At 38.9% G+C, this 20,581-nt stretch carries 12 protein-coding genes; 10 read left to right on the forward strand and 2 right to left on the reverse strand.

Going from position 1 to position 20,581, the window contains the following annotated elements:
* Positions 1-206: 206 nt before the first annotated feature.
* Positions 207-2,588, forward strand: a complete 2,382-nt coding sequence (locus QNJ50_RS15020; protein WP_300636542.1) for a phosphoketolase — start codon at positions 207-209, stop codon at positions 2,586-2,588.
* A 1,085-nt stretch (positions 2,589-3,673) separates the two neighbouring features.
* On the opposite strand, the gene QNJ50_RS15025 is transcribed toward QNJ50_RS15020, so the two are convergent.
* Together QNJ50_RS15025 and QNJ50_RS15030 are read right to left on the reverse strand one after the other, a co-directional pair.
* Entirely contained in the window at positions 3,674-4,174 is a 501-nt protein-coding gene (locus QNJ50_RS15025; RefSeq protein WP_300636544.1) for a hypothetical protein, read from the reverse strand.
* Between the two features lie 181 nt (positions 4,175-4,355).
* Positions 4,356-4,733 carry a hypothetical protein gene (locus tag QNJ50_RS15030; RefSeq protein WP_300636546.1) on the reverse strand — a complete coding sequence of 126 codons (378 nt, stop codon included), beginning with the start codon at positions 4,731-4,733 and terminating at the stop codon, positions 4,356-4,358.
* 979 nt (positions 4,734-5,712) lie between these two features.
* Between QNJ50_RS15030 and QNJ50_RS15035 the strand changes: the two genes are divergently transcribed.
* The 9 genes from QNJ50_RS15035 to lpxB all read left to right on the forward strand — a co-directional run bounded on the left by QNJ50_RS15035 (position 5,713) and on the right by lpxB (position 20,476).
* Positions 5,713-6,861 (forward strand): NAD-dependent epimerase/dehydratase family protein, encoded by a 1,149-nt coding sequence (locus tag QNJ50_RS15035; RefSeq protein WP_300636582.1) that lies wholly within the window; start codon positions 5,713-5,715, stop codon positions 6,859-6,861.
* 773 nt (positions 6,862-7,634) lie between these two features.
* Positions 7,635-8,771: a glycosyltransferase family 1 protein gene (locus tag QNJ50_RS15040; protein ID WP_300636548.1), complete on the forward strand. Its 1,137-nt coding sequence runs from the start codon at positions 7,635-7,637 to the stop codon at positions 8,769-8,771.
* A 673-nt stretch (positions 8,772-9,444) separates the two neighbouring features.
* Positions 9,445-12,054 carry an adenylate/guanylate cyclase domain-containing protein gene (locus tag QNJ50_RS15045; RefSeq protein ID WP_300636550.1) on the forward strand — a complete coding sequence of 870 codons (2,610 nt, stop codon included), beginning with the start codon at positions 9,445-9,447 and terminating at the stop codon, positions 12,052-12,054.
* A gap of 191 nt (positions 12,055-12,245) precedes the next feature.
* On the forward strand, positions 12,246-12,995 hold the full coding sequence (purC, locus tag QNJ50_RS15050) for a phosphoribosylaminoimidazolesuccinocarboxamide synthase (protein ID WP_300636552.1): 750 nt from the start codon (positions 12,246-12,248) through the stop codon (positions 12,993-12,995).
* Positions 12,996-13,121: 126 nt separating this feature from the next.
* A complete protein-coding gene (locus QNJ50_RS15055) occupies positions 13,122-15,959 on the forward strand; it encodes a BamA/TamA family outer membrane protein (protein ID WP_300636554.1) in 2,838 nt (945 codons plus the stop codon).
* A gap of 331 nt (positions 15,960-16,290) precedes the next feature.
* Positions 16,291-17,166 (forward strand): UDP-3-O-acyl-N-acetylglucosamine deacetylase, encoded by an 876-nt coding sequence (gene lpxC / locus QNJ50_RS15060; RefSeq protein WP_300636584.1) that lies wholly within the window; start codon positions 16,291-16,293, stop codon positions 17,164-17,166.
* A 101-nt stretch (positions 17,167-17,267) separates the two neighbouring features.
* Positions 17,268-17,798: a 3-hydroxyacyl-ACP dehydratase FabZ gene (gene fabZ / locus QNJ50_RS15065; protein WP_300636556.1), complete on the forward strand. Its 531-nt coding sequence runs from the start codon at positions 17,268-17,270 to the stop codon at positions 17,796-17,798.
* Between the two features lie 197 nt (positions 17,799-17,995).
* Positions 17,996-18,814 carry an acyl-ACP--UDP-N-acetylglucosamine O-acyltransferase gene (gene lpxA / locus QNJ50_RS15070; RefSeq protein ID WP_300636559.1) on the forward strand — a complete coding sequence of 273 codons (819 nt, stop codon included), beginning with the start codon at positions 17,996-17,998 and terminating at the stop codon, positions 18,812-18,814.
* A 459-nt stretch (positions 18,815-19,273) separates the two neighbouring features.
* Positions 19,274-20,476, forward strand: a complete 1,203-nt coding sequence (lpxB, locus tag QNJ50_RS15075) for a lipid-A-disaccharide synthase (RefSeq protein WP_300636561.1) — start codon at positions 19,274-19,276, stop codon at positions 20,474-20,476.
* Positions 20,477-20,581: the final 105 nt, after the last annotated feature.

Genomic DNA, 20,581 nt, shown 5'->3' on the forward strand with positions numbered 1-20,581 from the left:
CTTATTTAAAGCTGATTGATTAATAGATTACGAGGAAAAATATATAGGAATGAATCAATATACTTTGGATGCTAATCGCTAATTGATAATAATTAGATGTTCATCTATTGTTGCTAATTGAAATCACAAAAAATAGCACAATATCGGCACTAATTTATATTGATTTAATCCTATTGATTACCGTTAAAATGTGAGGAATTTTTTTAATGACAGTAGCTGGTTCAATTCAAACTAAGCCCTTGTCGGCAGAAGAGTTACGCAAAATAGATGCCTATTGGCGGGCTGCGAACTATTTGTCTGTAGGGCAAATATATCTGTTAGATAATCCTTTACTACGGGAACCTCTCAAACTGGAACATATAAAACCCAGACTTTTAGGACACTGGGGAACCACACCTGGATTAAACTTTATTTATGCTCACCTTAACCGAGTAATTAATAGATATGACTCTAACATAATTTATATTGCAGGTCCGGGTCATGGTGGTCCCGGTTTGGTAGCTAATACTTATTTGGAAGGAACTTACAGCGAATATTACCCTAATGTTTCCCAAGATGCTATGGGTATGAAGAGGCTGTTCAAACAGTTTTCCTTCCCTGGTGGAATCCCTAGCCACGTTGCGCCTGAGACTCCAGGAAGTATCCACGAAGGCGGTGAGTTAGGCTATGCTGTTTCCCATGCTTATGGTGCAGTTTTTGATAACCCCGACTTAATCGCTGCTTGTGTTGTTGGAGACGGCGAGGCTGAGACTGGACCTTTAGCAGCAAGTTGGCATTCAAATAAATTTCTTAACCCCGTTCGTGACGGTGCTGTTTTACCAATTTTGCACCTCAACGGATATAAAATAGCCAACCCGACAATATTAGCGCGCCTCAGTCACGAGGAATTGCAAGAACTTTTTGTTGGATATGGGTACAAACCTTATTTTGTCGAAGGTTCAGATCCCGAAACCATGCACCAACTGATGGCGGGAACCTTGAACACCATCATGCGGGAAATCAAGGAAATCCAAGAAGATGCTCGAACTAATGGTTGCACAGGTCGTCCCCAATGGCCGATAATTATTTTGCGATCCCCTAAAGGTTGGACTGGACCTAAGGAAGTTGATGGTAAAAAAACTGAAGATTATTGGCGATCGCACCAGGTACCCCTTGCTAACGTCCGGAAAAATCCCCAATATCTGCAGCAGTTAGAAGACTGGATGGCGAGTTACAACCCACAAGAACTGTTCGACGAAAACGGTCGATTAATTGCAGAATTAGCAGAACTCGCACCCAAAGGGACTCGTCGTATGGGAGACAATCCCCATACTAATGGTGGTATGTTGCTGCGGGATTTGAAAATGCCTGATTTCCGCGAATACGCCGTTGAGGTAAGCAAACCAGGTCAAGCAATTGCTGAAGCTACCCGCGTCATGGGCACATTTTTGCGGGATGTCATGAAACGGAATTTAGAAAATAATAATTTTAGAATTTTTGGTCCTGATGAAACTGCATCTAACCGTTGGAGTAATGTTTTTGACGTCACCGATAGAACTTGGTTAGCCGAAAAATATGACTTTGACGACCACCTTTCCTCAGATGGTCGAGTCATGGAGATCCTCAGCGAACATACCTGTCAAGGTTGGTTAGAAGGCTATTTGCTAACTGGACGTCACGGATTTTTCTCCTGTTATGAGGCATTTATCCACCTGATTGACTCCATGTTTAACCAACACGCTAAGTGGTTAAAAACTACTCGTCACATTCCTTGGCGCAGACCTATAGCTTCTTTAAATTACCTGCTTACTTCTCATGTTTGGCGACAAGACCACAATGGTTTTAGCCATCAAGATCCAGGTTTTCTTGACCATGTAATCAATAAAAAGGCAGAAATTGTTCGGGTTTATTTACCACCTGATGCTAATACTCTGCTTTCGGTCACAGACCATTGTTTGCGTAGTCGTAATTATGTCAATGTGGTTGTAGCTGGTAAGCAACCCGCGCTGCAATACTTAGAAATGGATGCAGCTATTAAGCACTGTACTAAAGGCATTAGTATTTGGGAATGGGCAAGTAATGACCGAGATGGGGAACCTGATGTTATCATGGCTTGTGCGGGAGATATTCCCACTTTAGAAACTTTGGCGGCTGTGGATATTATGCGGCAGAACTTCCCCGATTTAAAAGTACGGGTAATCAACGTCGTAGACTTAATGACCCTACAACCAGAAAGCGAACATCCCCATGGTTTAAGCGATCGAAACTTTGATTTGCTATTTACAACTGACAAACCAATAATTTTTGCTTTCCACGGTTATCCTTGGTTAATTCATCGCCTAACCTATCGCCGGACAAACCATAAAAATCTCCACGTGCGTGGTTACAAAGAAGAGGGAACCACAACCACACCCTTTGACATGGTAGTGATGAACGATTTAGATCGCTTCCATCTCGTAATAGATGTAATTGACCGCGTACCAAAACTAGGAGCGACTGCGGCTTATGTTAAACAAATGCTCAAAGATAAATTGATCGAGCACAAACACTATATTGCGAAACACGGCGAAGATATGCCAGAAATTCGCAACTGGAAGTGGGAGTATTAATTTATCATTACCATCCCTCTACATGCCCCGATAAGTTGGGGGACTCTGAGAGGATTGCTTTAACTGGTAGTATGTAAACAATATCCAGAGATTCTTATTCTGGTTCCCAGGTTCAGCCTGGGAACTAAGGTTTGTAGTCTCCGCCTATGGTGCAATACAGTTCAGTTAACTTTTTTGAAAAACAAATCACACTGTAGAGAAGCGATATATTTCCCTGCGGGAATGCTTTGCTAACGCGTCTCTACCAATAAATTTAGGCTTATCTGTTAGCACGCACCTACGGTGTTTGACCGCATCCTGACGGATGAAAAGCGGTTCGCCCTACGGCGCGTCTTCCAAGCTGCGTCCAAATACGTAGTGCGGATAATCGTATTGACCTACGGTGTGGAATTTGTGGTTTTTTTGGTGATAAATTTCATCTAAAAATTCTCGATAGTTTGGAAACCCCGCACTTTTAAGTCGGGGAGGAAAAACGATGCGGGTAATTTATTACCCGTCGTTCTTCCAATTACCAGTTACGGCATCTCGCACGCGCTTCGCGAACGCTTACACGAGTGATGTTAGCCTCGACAATATTTAAACTCGGCGTATCCAAAAAGCACTGACTTAACCCCTTTAAATCTGTTTAACTTTTTGGTTCTAGAGCTTGATCCGCGTTCGCCGGAGGCGCGTCTCAGCACCACGTTAGTGAAACTGGCTACGCATTTCCCCACTAAAGTGGTGCGCTTCAGCGTACAAGGTAGGAACTTAAGCGCTTGGTTTAAATGTAGGAACTTAATCCTTAGTCTGGTCAGCTAAAGGCTAGAAGCCTCCGACTTTAGTCGGGGGTTGCTGACACAGTTTTTGTATCGTAAATATTAGTATAGAATAAATTTTTTCCTTTCTAGAAAACAGATTTCTAGTATGAAAAAGCACCTAAAGTACAAAGGCTCGATTTCTGTGACTCTGATAAACCTGTTACTCCTGTAATATTTGTGCCTTCATAAGGTCTGTCAGTCCTTCGATTTGATTTTGAGCCCCGCACCCAAAAGCAAATCCTAGCTTTCATAAGTTCTAACTTTCACAAGTTCTAATCTTCACAATTTCTAACCTTCAGCAGCATAACCCTGAAGATTTTCTGGCTCGAATTGACGCAAAATACCAGTCGCGCTTTTAATCATACTTTCGCTTCCCTGGACTATAACTAAATATTTGCCAGCATTAAGGCGGTTACGATAGGGTAACGCATCGCCACCACCGGAAATTAAACCTACACCTCCCCCTGCAACAATACTTCCCATCGCTCCACTCGCTGCTCCGAGCAAGCCGCCAACAACATGATTTCCGATTTCACCAGCCCAGGCGAAAGTATCTAAACCAGTAATAACACTAAAAGTGGTGCCAGCAAAAAAACCAAAAGGGACTAACCAAAAAGCCATTAAACGCGCCTGTTTTTTAGCTTGCTCTTTTGGATCTATCAAACCAAACTCGTCAGCACTTTTGTAGCCCTTACCCAAAATAGTGCTGTTAATTTCTTTTTTTTCTAAAGCCACAGAAGCAGCTTCTGCTTGGATGCGATCTGGTAGTACGGCAACAAGGTAATTCATTGAGATATCAAAATAATTGCTTAATTGTGGTTTGGTATGTTAATAGCCTAATAGATTCTGATAACTTAAAACAGATCGCTAAATTTTAACTGATAACCGATCGCATCTCAGCGTGGGCAATCGCACATTCACTGGTAACTGGTAACTGGTAACTGGTAACTGGTAACTGGTAACTGATAACTTATTTGATTCCATCAAGTGGTTCACAAAAATTACTTACACCCTGCTTGATAATGTACATAAGGACAGGCAAAATTAAAATTTTTGGGAATTCAGAAATACTTTCTAAGTGTTCAATTATCCCGCTCACGGAACCGTTTTGCAAGTTGTTACGATACTCGCTTTGACAAATAACAGCACGCCATCTTCTTGCTAAAGCATCTAACCACTCACAATTTGTAATATCCGGTTGCTGACCGATTTTGATTGCAAGTGTCATTGCTGCATCTCCCAAATCCCCTTCACAGTCCTCTATCAGGTCTAAAACTTCCATAGCTGTATTATTCTCAGCTAACTGGGAACGAAACTGAGCGATTTCTTGTGATGTTACTTGAGTCATATAATTGTCTAACTGAAAAACTAAAAGTAATTAAGTAATTTGACTATTTGAAACTGAAGCATTTACAAACACGAGGCTATACAATGCTGATTCTGTCATCCTGATGGCTGCTCAGCAGTTCTCTTCGCTTGATTTTGAATTAGTATAGCAATCCTATTTGAAATGTGAACAATCAGCACCTTCAAACCCAACCCCAGAAATAATTTCCGTTTATAAATCATTTAAGATTGCTATATTTTGCCTGTATATCTTCTATCCAATATTCTTTTTTCACGAAATATTTTTTGAAAAGCAACATAATCAAATTTTAAATTTGCTACTTATTGTAATATGGAACGCATTGAAAAGTTATTTGAATTTCTCTTTATTATTTTAAATTCCTAGTTTCAATCTTTGGTGTTGCATCAATAGACGTAACTCTTTGGTTTATGATAATTCCGCCAATCGAACAAAGTGCCACATCACATTTGTATATTTATGTATTACATTTTTGCAACAGTATTTTTTACTTCCTGCTTGTTAAAAAATGATAGCTTTGTGCTTCACCCAACCGAGAATCATTACAAAAATAAAGATTAATAAATATGCAGATACTTTGAATTTAGTCAAGAGCCATAACATGCAAATAATTTTTTCTTCTTGTTTTCCGTGTTTTTGATTAAAATTTTAAAGTAAATCAAATTTAAGATTAATTAGTTATGTTTGGTACTTGATTTTAAGCATAAAAAGTAATATCTGAATCATTTAATCCCAGTAGTGACAGCATAAATTATTTGTTGCAGCTATCTATTAAAAAAAATTGATAGATGTAAAAATTTTAGATTCTTAACAAGCATTAATACGGATTAATCTAAAAGGCTCTCGCCCTTGCTGTTTCTGCTTTTGAGGGTGATTAGGATAATTCTATTTGAAATAATGATGGTTAGATGGGGACATAAACCTGGTAGATTTAGCTATCAGCGAGTAAAAACTAGTGAAAATGAAAGTCCTGGTAATTGGTGGCGATGGTTATTGCGGTTGGGCAACTGCTCTTTACCTTTCTAATCAAGGTCATGAAGTTGGAATTTTAGATAGTTTAGTGCGGCGGCACTGGGATAATGAACTAGGAGTTCAAACTCTAACCCCAATCGCCCCCATTGGACAACGCCTCCAGCGCTGGAAAGATTTGACTGGTAAATCCATCGACCTATTTGTTGGCGATATTACAAATTATGAATTTCTCCATAAGGCGTTGCGTAAATTTGAGCCCCAAGCAATCGTGCATTTTGGGGAGCAGCGTTCGGCTCCTTTTTCTATGGTCGATCGCGAACATGCAGTTCTAACACAAGTAAATAACGTAGTTGGAACTTTAAATTTACTGTACGCAATGCGCCAAGATTTCCCCGATTGTCATTTGGTGAAGTTAGGCACAATGGGTGAATATGGTACCCCTAATATCGACATCGAAGAAGGCTACATCACCATTGAACACAACGGACGGAAAGATACTCTCCCGTATCCAAAACAACCTGGTAGTTTTTACCATTTAAGTAAAGTCCACGATAGTCATAACATCCACTTTGCTTGTAGAATTTGGGGTCTGCGGGCAACAGATTTAAATCAAGGCATTGTTTACGGCGTCTTGACTGATGAAACTGGTATGGATGAGATGTTGATTAACCGCCTGGATTATGACGGTATCTTTGGTACAGCACTCAACCGCTTCTGTATTCAAGCAGCAACTGGTCATCCTTTGACAGTTTATGGTAAGGGCGGACAAACCAGAGGATTTTTGGATATCCGCGATACCGTACGTTGTATTGAAATTGCCATTTCTAACCCAGCTGCTCCTGGTGAATTCCGCGTATTTAACCAATTTACGGAATTATTTAGCATCAGTGACTTGGCAATGATGGTCAAGAAGGCTGGAAATTCTATGGGATTAAATGTAGAAATCGACCATTTAGCAAATCCCAGAGTTGAGTTAGAAGAGCATTACTTTAATGCTAAAAATACCAAGTTACTCGATTTAGGATTAGAACCACACTTGTTGTCTGACTCTTTGCTTGATTCTCTGTTGAATTTTGCAGTCAAATATCAACAACGTGTAGACAAGCAAGAAATTCTACCAAAAGTATCTTGGAAATAAAATAAATTATCTTCCTAACATGTAGAGACGTATTAGCAAAACGTGACCGCAAGGTCACAACTTTACGTCTCTGCACAAAATATGAATCAATCTTACTCAAGTATTACCAAAATTTATGCCGTTTCTGCATCGGACAGATTAAAAGTTGCTTTAACACATCTTACAATTTAAAATTTATTTGAGAATTTATCTTTTTAACAAAGCCTGCAACGCAGTTCAATATCATGGGTAAATAATTTGTGGAATAATATCTTGTGAAATAATATCTAGTGAAATAACATTTCGTGAAAATTATTTTCTAGTTTTGGAACTTCGCCCAAAAATTTGTGTACAAAGTCACACAACACCGAAATATAAAGAAAATGTAAGAAAAATTTTTGATAATCTGTGTGAAGAGGACAGGAAAAAGTTTATCCTATTTTTTAGTGTTGTCTGAGAGGATGTTCTGAAATAAAAGTATTTTTTCTAACATCATTTTGGTTTTATTCTTCTCTTTGCTTCGATTCAAGAAGTATTATCTGATAAGGATATAACAAGTACTCCGATTTAATTAATTACTTCCAAATATCCTTTTAGACTCACAAAACGTAATACCAATTGTAATAATTATTGCTACATGTGAATCTTCCATCGGATTAGTTTTAGGTGTTTCTTCTTGATGTCTAGAACTGTGAGTTTTTATCCTTGAGGAGAAACATGATGCTTTACTTTTCTCAATTGGTGCAGACAACTAAAAAACCTACATTTTATAGCGATCAAACATCCTCTAATTTATGCGAATTGCCTTACTCACCGAAACTTTTCTACCTAAGGTAGATGGTATTGTCACTCGTCTGATTCATACCATCGAACATTTGCAACGTAACGGCGACCAAGTACTAGTAATTTCGCCTGAAGGTGGTATCACAGAATACAAGGGCGCAAAAGTTTACGGTGTTAATGGTTTTCCTTTGCCATTATATCCAGAGTTAAAACTAGCTGTACCCCGTCCGGCAATCGGTGAAGCTTTGGATGATTTTAAACCCGATCTTATTCATGTGGTAAATCCTGCTGTGTTGGGATTTGCAGGTATATTCCATAGTAAGGTTCATAATATACCTTTAGTTGCTTCTTATCATACCCATTTACCCCAATATCTTCAGCATTATGGGTTTGGAATGCTAGAAGGATTTTTGTGGGAACTATTGAAGTTAACTCACAATCAAGCAGCATTGAATTTATGTACTTCAACTGCCATGGTGGAAGAATTAAGCTCCCATGGTATTGAACGGGTAGACTTATGGCAAAGGGGAGTAGATATAGAAATATTTCACCCTGATCGCTCTTCTGGGGAGATGCGCAACAGGTTATCAGAAAATAATCCTGACAGTCCTTTATTACTTTATGTTGGACGTTTATCTCCGGAAAAAGAAATCGAACGGATTAAACCGATACTTGAAGCTATACCCAATTCAAGGTTAGCTTTAGTTGGAGATGGGCCCCATCGTCAGGCTTTAGAAAGTTATTTTGCCGATACAAATACTAATTTTGTTGGTTATTTAACAGGAACTGATTTAGCTTCAGCTTTTGCAAGTGCGGATGCATTTGTCTTCCCATCCCGTACTGAAACTTTAGGTTTGGTGTTGTTAGAAGCAATGGCTGCAGGTTGTCCTGTAGTCGCGGCGCGTTCTGGAGGAATTCCTGACATTGTTACTGATGGAGTAAACGGGTTTTTATTTGCTCCCACAGAAGATGACGAAGGAGCGATCGCTGCAACTATTCGTTTGTTAGAACAAAAACAAGAACGAGAAGTTTTGCGACAAAATGCTCGCCTAGAAGCAGAACGTTGGGGATGGGGAGCAGCAACACGTCAACTACAAAATCACTATCGACAAGTACTTAATAAAGAAGAATTTCCCCAGGCTGCATAATTTGTTTACATCATTTATTTTTTGGGGCAGGATAGCTCTAACTTCCAGCACAGATTTTCAAGAAATAACTACGTATTAATTAAATTACTTGTAGAGACGTAGCATGCTGCGTCTCTTTGTGTAGTTTTTAGTTTTTACATATAAATACAGACCTCTAAATAACCTTGAGGTGTAATATTTATAATTTTTTTTAATATCTGGTATCTCTACATAAACTTTTCACCAAAATAAAATATCTAATTGTATTATTAGCGATTAGTTATTTTCGTCTAAGGTTGTACTATTTATATCAGAATTGTGTAAATCGCAGGATTATGGTCCTGCATATCTGTTAAACCGACCAAAAATTATCAGTGGTGCGGTTTATTTTTGCGGAGTCGCACCGTAATTATTGTATCTACCCCCGAGTCAAATCCAGCCAGTTTAAGGTAAAGAAAATATATTCCTTTGGTTTTCCATTGGCTTTACAAATGATGCTGCCAAATCTCAAATTTACTATACCTAAAAAGTATTTTCCCAAAAATAGATTTACAGTTCGCTTCGATAATTTATACTGTTACTCGCTAACTGGCTAATGTATAAATCACTATAAAATAAGGATTTTATAATTTATAATTTCAAATCTTAAATTCAAATCTTAAATAACTACATATAAATAATTTTTTATTATCTTATGAACCTTATTAATCCCGGTAGCATTTTAGCTACATTAACAGAATTAACACAAGTGAATCGTACACATGCTCTACTTCGACGCGTAAAAGATCTATCAGTTAATGAATTTGTTTGTTTACTCGATTTTATTACTGCGGAATTCCAACAATTTTTACGAGCGATTGAACTAATTAATAACGAAGCCCTAGAAACTATGTTGGAAAAGGTTCTAGAGGCTATCACACTTAAGATTGGACAAATCTTACAAGCAGAACAAACAACTATTTTTTTGGTTGATAACGATAAGGGTCAATTATGGGCAAAAGTTATCAAAGATAACAGTCACAAACCCTTAGAAATTCGCATTCCAATCAATGTTGGTATTCCTGGGCACGTAGCCAAAACAGGAGAATGTTTAAACATATCTAAAGCTAGTAAGCATTCTTTATTTAGTCCAGAGTTAGAAAAACAAATGGGCTACAAAATTCATAATATTTTGTGTATGCCAGTTCTAAGTAGCAAACATCAGGTGGTTGCTGTGGTGCAGCTAGCCAATAAAACTGGTAATATACCCTTTGATCGGGAAGACGAAATTCATTTTCGAGATTTTGCAGCTTCAATTGGAATCATTCTCGAAACTTGTCAATCTTTTTATGTTGCGGCTCGTAACCAAAGAGGAGCAACAGCACTACTACGGGCGACTCAAACATTAGGGCAAAGTTTAGATCTGGAAGCGACTTTAAAAATAGTCATGGAACAAGCCCGGATTTTGATGCAAGCAGACCGCAGTACTTTATTTTTGTATCGCAAAGAAATGGGTGAATTGTGGACTAAAATTGATGCTGCTGATGGCTCAACAGTCCATGAAATTCGCATTCCAGGTAATCGTGGAATTGTTGGTTATGTTGCTTCTACCGGTCAAGCGTTAAATATTCCTGATGCTTATAAAGATCCGCGTTTCGACCCATCAACAGATAGAAGAACTGGCTATGAAACTCGAAATATTTTGTGTTTACCGGTATTTAATTCCGCCAATGAATTAATTGGTGTTACTCAGTTAATTAATAAACAGCAAGGAAGTTTTTCTAACTCCGACGAAGAATTTATGCGGGCGTTTAATATCCAAGCAGGAATAGCCCTAGAAAATGCTCGGCTGTTTGAAAATGTATTGTTAGAAAAGCAATATCAAAAAGATATTCTGCAAAGTTTATCTGATGCTGTAATTTCTACTGATATGCAAGGTAGAATCGTTACAATTAACGATGCTGCACTAGAATTATTGGGCTGTAACTTAAACGAAGATAATGCCAAAAATAATAATAATAAAAACTTTTGGGAGAGAAACTTAATTGGTCGCTTGGTATGGGAAGTAGTACCCATTGAGAATTTACAATTTCGTCTGGAAGATAGTTTAAAAACTGGAGCAAAACATTTTGTTCCCGAACAAAATTTGACAGGAATCTTTTCTTTGAGAATCCCGTATGAAGGAACTACATTTGAAGCTTCAGATCTAAGTAAAAGTGAGTTCTCGCCAGAAACGTGCATCTTAGCTGTACGAGAAGATGAAGATTCAAATATATTTATTCCTTGGAATCAATTACTTAGCCCTCGTTTGGAATTAGTAGACAACGAGAAAATTAAAATTCAGGAAGTTGAACGCAGCATTAATTTAACTGTAAATCCTTTAACTAATCCTGAAGGGGGGGTGCGGGGTGGGTTAGTAGTTTTAGAAGATATCAGCCAGCAAAAGCGGATGAAAACTACTATGTACCGTTACCTTACTCCTCCTGTAGCGGAACAAGTTATGGAGCTTGGTGAAGATGAATTAATGAAGGGTAAGCGTAAGGAAGCAACTATATTGTTTTCAGATATTAGAGGTTATACAACCCTTACAGAAAATCTTGGAGCATCAGAAGTTGTATCGCTGCTGAACCAGTATTTTGGCACGATGGTGGAAGCAGTATTTAATTATGAAGGAACTTTAGATAAGTTTATTGGTGATGCGTTGATGGCGGTATTTGGCGCGCCACTCGAATTGCAAGATCATGCTTGGCGAGCGGTACAATCTGCATTGGATATGCGACAGCGTCTGAAGATATTCAACGAACGCAGAATCATTCAAGAACAGCCACAAATTCGAATTGGTGTTGGTATTAGTTCGGGTGAAGTTGTCTCCGGAAATATTGGTTCCCATAAACGTATGGATTACACAGTCATTGGTGATGGTGTAAATTTGAGTTCTCGTTTAGAGACGGTTACCAAAGAATATGACTGCGATATTATTTTAAGCGAATTTACTTATAACTTATGTAGTGAAAGAATTTGGACGCGACAATTAGATACAATTCGAGTTAAAGGCAAACATCAAGCCGTTAATATCTACGAATTAATTGGCGATCGCAGTATGCGATTAACAGATTCGACTCACGAATTTTTGTCTCACTACCATGCTGGGCGCAGAGCTTATTTGTCAAGAGACTTTCAGTGTGCTGTTATTTGTTTCGATGCAGCAAGAAGAATTAGACCTTCAGATAAAGCAGTTGCTATTCACTTAGAACGTTGTAGTAATTACTTAAAAAAACCACCACCACCTTCATGGGATGGGGTGCGGGTTATGGAAGTTAAATGAGTAATGAGTAATGAGTAATGGGTAATGGGTTACTCTCATTGCTCATAAAAGATTTTCCATTACCAAAGAAATAAGATTCACAGATATTTAACCCCATTAATACTTTTAGTGGATATCTAAAGATAGAATAGTTAAACTTTAGTGCTTTAGTGCTGCAAAATCCCCCATCATCAGTAAACATCACTGTCATCATGTCTGTAAAATCAAAGTTATACGAGGGCAAGGCTAAAATCCTCTACTCTACGAGCGAGGAATCCGTACTATTAGCTGATTTCAAAGATGACGCTACTGCTTTTAATGCTCAGAAACGCGGCAGCATTAAAAATAAAGGAAGCATAAATTGTCGTATTTCCACCAAGATTTTTCAATATTTAGCAAACAAAGGAATTAAAACCCATTTTATTGATAGCCCTGCTCCTAACCAAATGTTGGTCAAGGCAGTTAAAATTTTACCGTTGGAAGTAGTAGTAAGAAATATTGCAGCTGGTAGTCTTTGCAAACAAACAGGATTAACTTTGGGTACGGTCTTATCCGAAGCGTTAGTAGAATTCTATTACAAAAATGATGATTTGGGAGATCCTCTGCTGACGCGCGATCGTCTCAAACTTTTAGATTTAGCAACTCCGGAACAAGTTGAGACAATTGCACATCTTGCATTGGAGATCGATAGATTACTGATAGATTTTTTTCGGAGGTGCAATATTACTTTAGTTGATTTTAAATTGGAGTTTGGTTTAAACTCACAAGCCGAGTTAATTTTAGCGGATGAAATCAGTCCCGATACTTGTCGCTTGTGGGATAACTCAATTGAAACTGATACTGAAAACAATCTCGATAGTCGAGTGTTAGATAAAGACCGATTTCGCCGAGATTTGGGTAAAGTTGAAGATGCTTATGAGGAAGTTTTAAAAAGAGTGCTTTCCGAGCTAGATGGTGAATAATAGTCAAAATAATCGTATTTACTCGCAAATGTGTTAGGTTTACCCGATGCTTTTTCCTTGACAAAGAGTGAATGATTAATGACTAATGACTAATGTCTGATTTTTCTGATGGTGTGTGGAAGTGATATGAGTATAAATAAAAATAATATGCGTTTATCTCCATTTTTGGTCACGTTTGTTACAATTGCTGCGCCTCTGGGTAATCCGTTAAGTGTTAATGCTCAGACTATCAATAATAATAAACAATCGGCACAATCTTTAGGTAGTTCGTTAAGTGTTGGTGTCAAAAGTACCGAAAATACTGCACGTTTGCTAGCTCCAAAAGGAATCAGGAAGCAGAATAGACCAACTACATTCCCTACCTTTGGTACAGTACAAAACAATTTATCTGTTACTGTTCCTGTTGTTAATAAGGCTACAATATCTCAAAAATCAAGAATAAACACTGTTACTTCCGCCAAAGTTGTTAATCAAAAACTTAATAATCAAGCAATTACTACTCGGAAAAATGAGTATAAAGTAGCTCCTTTATTTCCTGTAAAAGCAAAATCAACAAAAATAAAAGAAAAAACAAAAGGAATATCTGCACGGCTTTTAGAATCAAAAAAAGCAACTATTGCACAAAAAATATCTCAACAACAGCCACCAGATACGACAAATCCAGTCATAATAAACCAGCAAGAAACAAATCAACAACAAGTTCAACAAAATCAGCAGCAACAAATCCAGCAAGAGCCAAATCAACAACAGATTCAGCAAAACCAACAGCAACAAATCCAACAAGAGCCAAATCAACAACAGATTCAACAAAACCAACAGCAACAAATCCAGCAAGAGCCAAATCAACAACAAATTCAGCAAAATCAGCAGCAACAAATCCAGCAAGAGCCAAATCAACAACAGATTCAGCAAAATCAGCAGCAACAAACCTCACCCAATCCAGAAGCTGCGCCGGTACCTCAAGAAAATACCCCACTACAACCAAACTTAAATCCGCAACAAACACCTCAATTTCCTACTGGTACTGATGACAGTACTCAAACGACCCCAGAAGCGGAAAGCCGCGTTTTAGTGTCAGAAGTTGTTGTACGTTCAGAAACAGGACGACTCACACCTGATTTAGAAAATGAAGTTTATAGAGTAATTAGGACACAAGCGGGACGAACAACTACTCGTACCCAATTAGAACAAGATATCAATGCTGTATTCTCCACAGGTTTCTTTTCTAATGTTCAAGCAGTACCGGAAGATACACCCTTGGGGGTAAGGGTTAGCTTCGTAGTCACCCCAAATCCCGTCTTAAGCAAAGTTGAAATTCAAGCTAATCCCGGTACTAACGTCCCCTCCGTATTATCCTCAAAAGAAATTGATAAAATATTTGGCGAACAGTACGGTAAAATTCTCAATCTCCGCGATCTACAAAATGGTGTTAAAGAATTAACTAAACAATACCAAGATAAAGGTTACATACTAGCTAATGTTGTTGGTTCCCCCCGAGTCTCACGGGATGGAGTAGTTACTCTACAGGTAGCAGAAGGGGTTGTAGAAGAGATAGACGTGCGCTTCCGTAATAAAGATGGCGACTTTAAAAACGATAAAGGTGAACCCATCAAAGGACGGACACAGAAATATATCATTACAAGAGAAATACAACTTAAACCCGGACAAGTATTCAACCGCAATACAGTTCAGAAAGACTTACAGCGAGTATTTGGGCTAGGTTTGTTTGAAGATATTGGTCTTTCTTTTGATGCTGGTAAAGACCCAAGTAAAGTCAGGGTAGTGTTTAACGTCGCCGAACGTAACAGTGGCTCGATCGCAGCCGGTGCGGGTATCAGTTCCGCAACTGGATTATTTGGTACGGTTAGCTATCAAGAACAAAACCTTAACGGTCGGAATCAAAAATTAGGTACAGAAATTCAGCTGGGACAAAGGGACACTTTACTTTTCGATCTCCGCTTCACAGATCCTTGGATTGCAGGTGACCCCTATCGCACTTCTTATACTGTAAATGCTTTCCGTCGTCAGTCGATTTCCTTGATTTTTGATGGTGATGGTGATGCAAATGGCACAGTTGCAGGTGTAACTGATGTTGATAATGAAATTAGAACCATCGATAATGACGATCTTAATGATGAAGGCGATCGCCCCCGTGTTGTTAGAACTGGTGGTGGTGTAACTTTTAGCCGTCCCCTATCGAAAAATATTTACGAACGTTCTGAATGGAAAGCCACAGCAGGTTTTCAGTATCAACGCGTTACTATTCGCGATCGAGATGGTGATATTAGACCAGAAGGTGCACTATTTGGTAAAACACTAGTTAACGGTCAAGAAGTTGATGCGATAGCCAGTGAACGAGTACAACTAAGTGAATCTGATGATGGTAAGGACGATCTATTTTTATTCCGGTTTGGTGCAACTCGCGATCGCCGTAACAATGTCTTGCAACCCACCAAAGGTTCTTTCCTACGTTTGGGAGTAGACCAATCAGTTCCCATCGGTAAAGGAAGTATTCTTCTGACCAAACTACGCGGTAGCTACAGCCAATATTTTCCTGTAAACTTCACTAACTTTACTAAAGGTCCAGAAACCTTAGCATTTAACATCCAAGCTGGAACAGTGTTGGGCGATTTACCCCCCTATGAAGCATTTTCTTTGGGTGGTAGTAATTCCGTCCGTGGTTATGATGAAGGTGCATTAGGTAGCGGACGCAGTTACGTCCAAGCTTCTGCAGAATATCGTTTCCCAGTTTTCTCCATTATTAGCGGAGCACTCTTCTTAGATTTTGGTAGCGATTTGGGAACTGAGACAGATCCTGCAAGAATACTAGATAAAAATGGTACTGGCTTTGGTTATGGTATAGGCGTCAGAGTACAGTCACCACTGGGTCCAATTCGGGTTGATTATGGTCTCAACGATGACGGAGACAGCCGAATTAACTTTGGTATTGGGGAAAGGTTTTAGATTGGGGACTGGCGACTGGCGATTGGCGACTGGCGATTGGCGACTAGGGACTGGGAACTGGGGATTGGCGACTAGGTACAGGTATAGATAGAAGTAATTGGTTATTGGTAATGGGTTATTGGTAATGAATTATAGATATTCCCAGTCCCCAATACCTAATCCCCAATAGCTAATCGCTAATCCCCAATCCCCAATCCCCAGCAAAAACTAACCTGTTTCACCGTAAACTTGTCAATTTTGGTATTTACGCGGATACTAATCGAGAAGGCTTCGCCTAATCGCCCCAATTGAAAGCTCACGCTTACTAACTTCGGTAAATCTAATGATGCCCATGCAACAACATACTTTGGCAGACACAATTACTCAAATCGGTATTGGACTGCATAGCGGTGTTGAAACTCATGTTCGTATCCTTCCCGCACCAGCAGGTAGCGGACGCTATTTCGTTCGAGTAGATTTACCCGAACAGCCAATAATACCTGCACGGGTTACACAAGTTAGTCAAACCATGCTTTCAACTCAGTTGGGTAGTGGAGAGTCAAATGTGCGTACTGTAGAACATCTATTGGCGGCTTTGACTGCTATGGGTGTGGATAATGCTCGAATTGAAATTAATGCCCCAGAAGTGCCGCTTCTTGATGGATCGGCACAAGTATGGGCTAACAGCATAGCATCTGTTGGTTTGGTATCACAATCCTCCGAACAAGTAGCGGCGGTAACGATAAAAGAACCTATTTGGGTTCGCCAAGAAGATACTTTTGTGTGTGCTATGCCGGCTTCGGAAACTCGTTTTAGTTATGGCATCGATTTTGAATTACTAGCAATTGGTAATCAATGGCACAGTTGGTCTTTAAATACATCTTCCCATGATGTAAGCTCTACCTTTGATGTAGAAATTGCCCCCGCTCGCACATTTGGTTTGTTGCATCAAATCGAACACCTACGCCAATCGGGTTTAATTAAGGGTGGAAGTTTAGATAATGCTTTGGTTTGTGGACCAGAAGGTTGGTTAAACCCACCACTACGATTTCCAAATGAACCCGTACGTCATAAAATTTTGGATTTAGTAGGAGACTTGAGTCTGTTAGGAACTTTTCCCCAGGCTCATTTCTTGGCTTATAAAGCTAGCCATAACTTACATACTAAATTGGCACAAAAGATTTTAGAGGAATTTGCAACTAGTACCCAGCCAGTTGCTATGAACTGAAAGTTTACGTAATTCAGATAACTTTAAATCTTAAAATCATGGGGGAGGTATTTGTAGTCCTCTAAAAATTAAATCAAACTTAAGCATAAAACACAGTTCTAATGTCAACTGCTACCGAAGTTAATGGTGTGGAAATCACCACAGAAACATCTACCGAAAACCAGTCCGATCTTAATCAAAGTAACAACTCGGATATCAAAACAACTTTTTCGGTTGAAGAGATTCAAAAATTATTACCCCACCGCTATCCTTTTGCTCTTGTAGATCGAATAATTGATTATATACCTGGAGAAAAAGCTGTCGGCATTAAAAATGTCACTTTTAATGAACCCCATTTTCAAGGACATTTCCCAGGACAACCGATCATGCCAGGGGTGCTAATTGTTGAAGCAATGGCACAGGTTGGTGGTGTAGTAATGACTCAAATGCCCGGATGCGAAGGCGGTATATTTCTCTTTGCTGGTATTGATAAAGTCCGTTTTCGCCGCCAAGTTGTTCCCGGAGATCAGCTGGTTATGACAGTGGAACTGTTATGGGTCAAACAACGTCGATTCGGTAAGATGCAAGCAAAAGCCGAAGTAGATGGTCAGCTTGCTGCTTCCGGCGAACTCATGTTTTCCCTTGTTGGTTAATTCCCAAACATGTAGGGGCACATGTTTTAAGTGCCCTTGCTTCATCCTAAATCGGGATATAGTGGAAATTTTCTACTACGCCGCGCAGGATGAATTTTCTATTTTCGCTTTCCTCACACACAGAATGATTAACTCACACTTTCGGCGACTGAATATTCACTTATGCTTAACACGCTTAGTGTTTTGGAGATGTACCCTTGAAGACACTTATTCATCCTACAGCTGTAATTCATCCTGATGCGGAAATTCACCCGACAGTACAAGTCGGTCCTTATGCCGTAATTGGCGAAAATGTCAAAGTTGGACCGGGAACCATAATTGGTGCCCATGCAATCTTAGAAGGTCCTTTGGAAATAGGGTCGGGAAACAAAATTTTTACCGGTGCAGCAATTGGTACTGAACCCCAAGATCTCAAATTTGCTGGAGAACATAGCTGGGTAAAAATTGGTGACAACAATTTAATTCGTGAATACGTCACTATTAACCGTGCGACTGGTGAAGGTGAAGCTACAATTATCGGCAACGGTAATTTATTAATGGCTTACGTTCATGTCGGTCATAATTGTGTTATTGAAAATTCAGTAATTATAGCTAATTCTGTGGCATTAGCCGGCCATGTGTATATTGAGTCACGTGCGAGATTAAGTGGCGTTTTAGGGGTACATCAGTTTGTCCATATTGGTAGACATGCAATGGTTGGTGGACTAGCGCGAATTCACCGCGATGTGCCTCCATATATGACAGTGGAAGGAAATCCGGCGCGTGTCAGAACTCTTAATATGATTGGTTTGAAGCGGGCTGGTTTTGCTACAGAAGAATTACAAGCTCTTAAGAAAGCTTTTCGCATTCTTTATCGTTCTGGTATTACCTTTGAAGATGCTTTAGAGAAATTAGAGTATTTGGGTGAAACTGAGCATTTACAACATTTACGTTGCTTTCTATCGCTTTCACAAATGCCGGGTAGGCGTGGCTTAATTCCTGGAAAAGGTAAAGCTGTTAGTAAGAGCGAGTCATAATTATCGATATTTAGATAGAAATTAATTATTTCGAAATTAGGAGTTAAAACTTGTAGAGGCGTTGATTTGCAACGTCTCCAAAATAAATAAAGGAAAAAGGTTAATTAAGAAAACAAGTTATATATGGTGCTAAGCGCAAATAAGAAGTAAAAATTTGACGCTCATAGGTGTCAGGGTCGATCAATATCCTAACCTAATTACGTAGTGCTATAGTTTTCTTTATCTATACTTGTTCTAGCTATTTATACTGGCTTTCAAAGAAACTCATTACAAGCAATAATACTCAATAAATAGCTCGAGTAACAAACAGATAAATATATAAAGCCTGTAAGACTTTCTGATTTCTCAATCTTTTACTTTCTTAATTCCGATCCTTGATATCCAAGCATTATTAAAACTAGCTTTTCATACTTTTAACGCAAAAATTAATAATTTTATTCCCCAATACCCGATCCACAAATGCGCATATTTATTAGTACTGGTGAAGTCTCTGGCGATTTACAAGGTTCTTTATTGATTCGATCGCTTCAAAGTCAAGCCGTTGCATCTGGCTTAGAATTAGAAATCGCTGCGCTGGGCGGAGATAAAATGGCTGCCGCAGGTGCAAAAATTATTGGGAATACGGTTGCTATTGGCTCTGTTGGTTTGGTAGAAGCACTGCCTTATATTTTGCCAACTCTGCAAATTCAGCACCAAGCAAAAGCCTATTTAAGAAAAAATCCACCCGACCTGGTAGTATTGATAGATTACATGGGTGGAAATATTAGCGTTGGTAACTTTATCCGCCATCAATTTCCCCAGGTACCAATCGTATACTATATTGCACCACAGGTTTGGGTATCTTCAATTACAAAAAAAGATACAGAGAGAATTCTTAATGTCTGCGATCGAGTATTAGCTATTTTCCCCGCAGAAGCCCGTCATTTTGAAGTCAAAATAGAAAAAAATCAAATTCAAAGTAAAAATAAATTTAAAAGTAAGAAGGTTACATGGGTGGGTCATCCTCTAGTAGATAGAATGCACACATTTCCAACTCGAGAAGATGCACGAATAAAATTGGGGATGAAGAATGATGTGACTAATATTGCCTTGTTACCTGCCTCTCGTCGTCAAGAAATTAAATATTTATTACCAGTAATATTTCAAGCAGCACGTCAAATCCAGGATAAAACACCCGATACCCATTTTTGGATCCCTCTATCTTTGGAAAGATACCGACAAGATATAGAACAAGGAATACAAGAGTATGGACTTCAAGCCACCATTATTTCCGATCGCAAAAAAGAAGTATTAGCTGCAGTTGATTTAGCAATTACTAAATGTGGAACAGTCAACCTAGAACTGGGATTATTGAATGTTCCTCAGGTTGTAGTGTATCGCCTAAGCCCAATCACTTATTGGATCGCCAAGAAAATTCTCAAAGTCACTTTTTTATTTGCTTCCCCAGTAAACTTGTTAGTGATGAAAGAAATTGTCCCAGAATTACTTCAAGAGCAAGCCACAGCGGACAATATCACTCAAGCTGCAATGGAATTTTTATTTAATCCCCAACGTTCTACTCAGTTAAAATCAAGCTATCAAAAAATGCGTCAATCTATGGGAGAAGAAGGAGTTTGCGATCGCGCTGCTCAAGAAATTTTGCAGATGGGGATTGGCGATTAGGAAAAGATATTTATTTGTTTTTAGGTAATGGGTAATGGGTAATGAGTAATGAGTAATAAGTAATGAGTAATGAGTAATTTGCTCTTCCCCATCCTCCCACACTCC

The organism is Mastigocoleus sp. MO_188.B34 (genome assembly GCF_030065675.1).
Taxonomy (GTDB): domain Bacteria; phylum Cyanobacteriota; class Cyanobacteriia; order Cyanobacteriales; family Nostocaceae; genus Mastigocoleus.

Coding starts and splice junctions, on each gene's coding strand:
- QNJ50_RS15040 (WP_300636548.1), top strand. CDS start 7,635: ATGCGAATTGCCTTACTCACCGAAACTTTTCTACCTAAGGTAGATGGT.
- QNJ50_RS15020 (WP_300636542.1), top strand. CDS start 207: ATGACAGTAGCTGGTTCAATTCAAACTAAGCCCTTGTCGGCAGAAGAG.
- lpxB (WP_300636561.1), top strand. CDS start 19,274: ATGCGCATATTTATTAGTACTGGTGAAGTCTCTGGCGATTTACAAGGT.
- purC (WP_300636552.1), top strand. CDS start 12,246: ATGTCTGTAAAATCAAAGTTATACGAGGGCAAGGCTAAAATCCTCTAC.
- QNJ50_RS15030 (WP_300636546.1), bottom strand. CDS start 4,733: ATGACTCAAGTAACATCACAAGAAATCGCTCAGTTTCGTTCCCAGTTA.
- QNJ50_RS15035 (WP_300636582.1), top strand. CDS start 5,713: ATGAAAGTCCTGGTAATTGGTGGCGATGGTTATTGCGGTTGGGCAACT.
- lpxC (WP_300636584.1), top strand. CDS start 16,291: ATGCAACAACATACTTTGGCAGACACAATTACTCAAATCGGTATTGGA.
- fabZ (WP_300636556.1), top strand. CDS start 17,268: ATGTCAACTGCTACCGAAGTTAATGGTGTGGAAATCACCACAGAAACA.
- QNJ50_RS15045 (WP_300636550.1), top strand. CDS start 9,445: ATGAACCTTATTAATCCCGGTAGCATTTTAGCTACATTAACAGAATTA.
- QNJ50_RS15025 (WP_300636544.1), bottom strand. CDS start 4,174: ATGAATTACCTTGTTGCCGTACTACCAGATCGCATCCAAGCAGAAGCT.
- QNJ50_RS15055 (WP_300636554.1), top strand. CDS start 13,122: ATGAGTATAAATAAAAATAATATGCGTTTATCTCCATTTTTGGTCACG.